Consider the following 3704-nt stretch of genomic DNA (forward strand, 5'->3'; position numbering starts at 1 on the left):
TCGCACAACGCCGGGGCCGATCATGGCCGCCGTTGATGAATGGACGATTAACGTCAAGGGCGTAGGCGGGCACGCAGCCTATCCGCACAGTTGCCGCGATCCGATGATCACGGCGATGAATATCGGCCAGGCCTTGCAGACGATATCCGCCCGCAGCGCCGATCCGATCGACCCGATCGTCGTTTCGCTGACCAAGTTCCATGGCGGCACCGCCTCCAATATCATCCCTGACGAGGTGGTCCTCGAAGGGACGGTGCGGACCTTTTCGCAAGACAACCGCGACCTTGCCGAGCGCCGGATCAAGCAGATTGCCGAGGGGCAGGCGGCGGCGGACGGGATTACCGCCGAGGTCATCTACGAGCGTTTCTATCCCGCGACGATAAACCATGCCGAGCAGGTGGAAAAATCGGCCGCCGTGGCACGCGAAATCGTCGGCGAGGAGCTTGTCGTCACCGACCTCGCCCCCGAGATGGGCGCGGAGGATTTCTCCTACATGCTGAACGCGCGGCCCGGGGCCTTCTATTTCATCGGGCAGGGGATCGGGCCATCGGTGCACCACCCCGAATTCGACTTCAACGACGAGATCGCGCCGATGGGCGCTTCATTCTTCGCGCGCCTGATCGAGACGCTGCACAACTGAGGAGACGACCATGCCGGTTATCAATCGTATCGCGGGATTTGCCGACGAAATGAAGACGTGGCGGCGCCACATTCACATGAACCCGGAGCTGGGCCGCGACTGTCATGAAACGGCGGCTTTCGTCGTGGACCGTCTCAAGGAGTTCGGCATCGAGGAGATCAGCACCGGCTGGGCCGAGAGCGGTGTCGTCGCCGTGATCGAGGGCCGCGGCGAGGGGCCGGTGATCGGGCTCAGGGCGGACATGGATGCGCTGCCCATGGAGGAGATCACCGGGGCTGACTGGGCCTCGACAGTGCCGGGCAAGATGCATGCCTGCGGGCATGACGGGCACACGGCGATGCTTCTCGGCGCGGCGAAATATCTCTCCGAGACGCGCAACTTCGCGGGCCGGGCCGTGCTGATCTTCCAGCCCGACGAGGAAGGCGGCGGCGGCGGCGAGGCCATGGTCGAGGAAGGGATGATGGAGCGCTACGGGATCGACGAGGTCTACGCGATCCACAACGGGCCGGGCCTCGAGACCGGGCAGATCGCGCTCGCACCGGGGCCGCTGATGGCGGCGGTGGACAGTTTCTACATCGACATCCAGGGCAAGGGCGGGCACGGGGCCATGCCGCATGAGAGCACCGACCCCGTGGTGGCTGCCGTGGGGATCGTCCAGGCGCTCCAGACCATCGTGAGCCGCAACAACAACGCCCAGGAGCGGCTTGTCGTCTCGGTGACGCAGATCAACACCGGATCGGCGACCAACATCATCCCCGACACCGCGCGCATCTGCGGCACGGTGCGCAGCTTCGACAGCCATGTGCGCGACATGGTGGAACAGCGCATGGGCGAGATCGTCGCCGGACAGGCCGCAAGCTTCGGTGTCGAGGCGGTGCTGGACTATGACCGGGGCTATCCCGCGACCGTGAACGACGCCGACAAGAGCGTCTTCGCAGCCAATGTTGCGCGCGAGGTCGTGGGGGCGGAAAAGGTTGACGATGAGGCCACGCCGATGATGGCGGCCGAGGATTTCTCCTACATGCTCGAGCAGCGGCCCGGGGTCTATGCCTTCGTGGGCAATGGCGAGGGGGCGATGGTCCATCATCCGGCCTATGACTTCAACGACGAGATCGCGCCGGTGGGGGCCTCGTTCCTGGCGCGGCTCGTCGAAAAGGCGGCGCCTTTGAAGTGAAGCCTTTTTCGGGGCTGGCGGCCCCGCCCGCCCACCCGCCACCAGCCCCGAAAAAGGGGAACGGAAGCTAACGGAGAGACGACGATGGCACTGGAAGACAGCAAGACATACGTGGACGAGGCCTTCACGCGGCAGAGCGACCGCGGGGTGAGCTTCGAGAACACCTTCGGCGGCGCGCTCTCGTTTCTGCGGCGGCGCTATACGAAGGATCTGAGCGGCGCGGACATCGCCGTGACAGGCATGCCTTTCGACCAGGCGGTCACCAACCGCCCGGGCACGCGGCTGGGCCCCCGGGCGATCCGCGAGGCGAGCGCGCTGCAAAGCCCCGATGCGCCCTATGGCTGGGGGTTCAGCCCGCTCGATGAGGTGAGTGTCGTCGACTATGGCGACCTGGCCTTCGATTACGCCAATGTGCCCGCCTTTCCGGGGGCGTTGACCGCCCATATCAAGGGCATCCTCGAAAGCGGTGCGGCGAGCGTGGCGCTGGGGGGAGATCACTACATTTCCTTCCCGATTCTCAAGGCTTACGCGGAGAAGTTCGGGCCGATCTCGCTGATCCAGTTCGATGCCCATACCGACACATGGGCCGATGACGACATGGACCGCATCGACCACGGGACGATGTTCTACAAGGCCGTGAAGAGCGGGATCGTCGATCCGAAGACCTCCGTGCAGATCGGGATCAGGACGAGCAACGAGGACACGCTGGGTGTCAACATCATCGACGCGCGGGAGGTGCATGAGACCGGGCCTCTGGCCGTGGCCAAGAAGGCCCGTGAGATCGTCGGGGGCAATCCGGTGTATCTCACCTTCGACATCGACGGGCTCGACCCGGCCTTCGCCCCCGGCACGGGCACGCCTGTCTGGGGGGGCCTGAGCTCGGGGCAGGCGGCGATCATCCTGCGCGAGCTTGCGGGGATCGACATCAAGGGGGGCGATGTCGTCGAGGTTTCGCCGCCCTTCGACAGCACCGGAGCGACGGCCGTGGCCGGGGCGCATGCGGCGATGGAGATCATTTGCCTTCTGGCCTGGCGCATGACAGGGCGGGGCTGACATGGGTGTTCTGGCCCAGACAACAACATGAGGTGGATGATGCTCTGGTGGTTGATCCTGGCAGTGGGTGTCGCGCTTGCTGCATACGTTCGTCTGGCGCCAAGCGATCCGGCGCGCTGGCATGTGAAGCCGCAGGTGAGCGCGCCCAAGGATTTCGAGGGCGGGGCGCTGCGCAAGGTGAGGGGCGGTGTCGAAACGCTTGAAAAGATTGATGAAATAGCGCGCACGGAGCCGCGCACCGAGGTGCTGGCTGGCAGCGCCTCAGAGGGCATGATCACCTATGTCGCCCGCTCGAAGCTCTGGGGGTTTCCCGACTACATCACGATCTGGCAGGACGACGCAGAGGTCTTTCTCTACTCGCGGCTACGATTTGGCCGCTCCGACATGGGTGTCAACAGGGCGCGGCTCGAACGCTGGATCGATCAGCTCTGAACTCGGGCAGCCATCCGAGAGCTTGCGCCACATCGGGTTGTTCAGCGACATCTGGCACTGGGCCATGAACATCTTGCCATCGACCTGCATGCAGATGTTCTCGCCAAGCTCGACGCGCGCGCCGGTCTTGTCGGTGCAATAGCAGTCGACCGTTTTGCCGCCCTTTTGAACGTCGGCGGCGGCCTGCGTGGCCAGGACGGACAGTATGATCGCGAGGCGGCTCATGGGTCCAGTCTAGCATGATTCCCGGGTTTCCAAAGAAAATCTGCGCGCCTCCAGCATGACAGGGTAGCGTTGCGCCTTGTTTAACAGGGCGTTTTGCCGCGTTAACGCTGTTTCGGGACAAAAAAAGGGCTGTGCACCGGGCGTGCACCGCCTGTACACCCCCCGTGCACCGGCATGCGC

At 64.5% G+C, this 3704-nt stretch carries 5 protein-coding genes; 4 read left to right on the forward strand and 1 reads right to left on the reverse strand.

Annotated elements, in window-relative coordinates; all coding sequences use genetic code 11:
• From ACESL9_RS17435 to ACESL9_RS17450, 4 genes are all read left to right on the forward strand, one after another.
• Window positions 1-640, forward strand: a 640-nt coding sequence (locus tag ACESL9_RS17435) for an amidohydrolase (protein WP_372675347.1), incomplete at its 5' end; no start/stop codon positions are given.
• 10 nt (window positions 641-650) lie between these two features.
• On the forward strand, window positions 651-1814 hold the full coding sequence (locus ACESL9_RS17440) for a M20 aminoacylase family protein (protein WP_372675348.1): 1164 nt from the start codon (window positions 651-653) through the stop codon (window positions 1812-1814).
• A gap of 84 nt (window positions 1815-1898) precedes the next feature.
• Window positions 1899-2867 (forward strand): agmatinase, encoded by a 969-nt coding sequence (gene speB, locus ACESL9_RS17445; protein ID WP_372675349.1) that lies wholly within the window; start codon window positions 1899-1901, stop codon window positions 2865-2867.
• 27 nt (window positions 2868-2894) lie between these two features.
• Window positions 2895-3299 (forward strand): DUF1499 domain-containing protein, encoded by a 405-nt coding sequence (locus ACESL9_RS17450; protein WP_372675350.1) that lies wholly within the window; start codon window positions 2895-2897, stop codon window positions 3297-3299.
• Here ACESL9_RS17450 and ACESL9_RS17455 read toward each other — a convergent pair.
• On the reverse strand, window positions 3231-3524 hold the full coding sequence (locus ACESL9_RS17455) for a hypothetical protein (protein ID WP_372675351.1): 294 nt from the start codon (window positions 3522-3524) through the stop codon (window positions 3231-3233). The two genes, ACESL9_RS17450 and ACESL9_RS17455, sit on opposite strands and share 69 nt — an antisense overlap.
• Window positions 3525-3704: the final 180 nt, after the last annotated feature.

The sequence above is a fragment of the Aquicoccus sp. genome (assembly GCF_041686535.1).
GTDB lineage: Bacteria > Pseudomonadota > Alphaproteobacteria > Rhodobacterales > Rhodobacteraceae > Aquicoccus.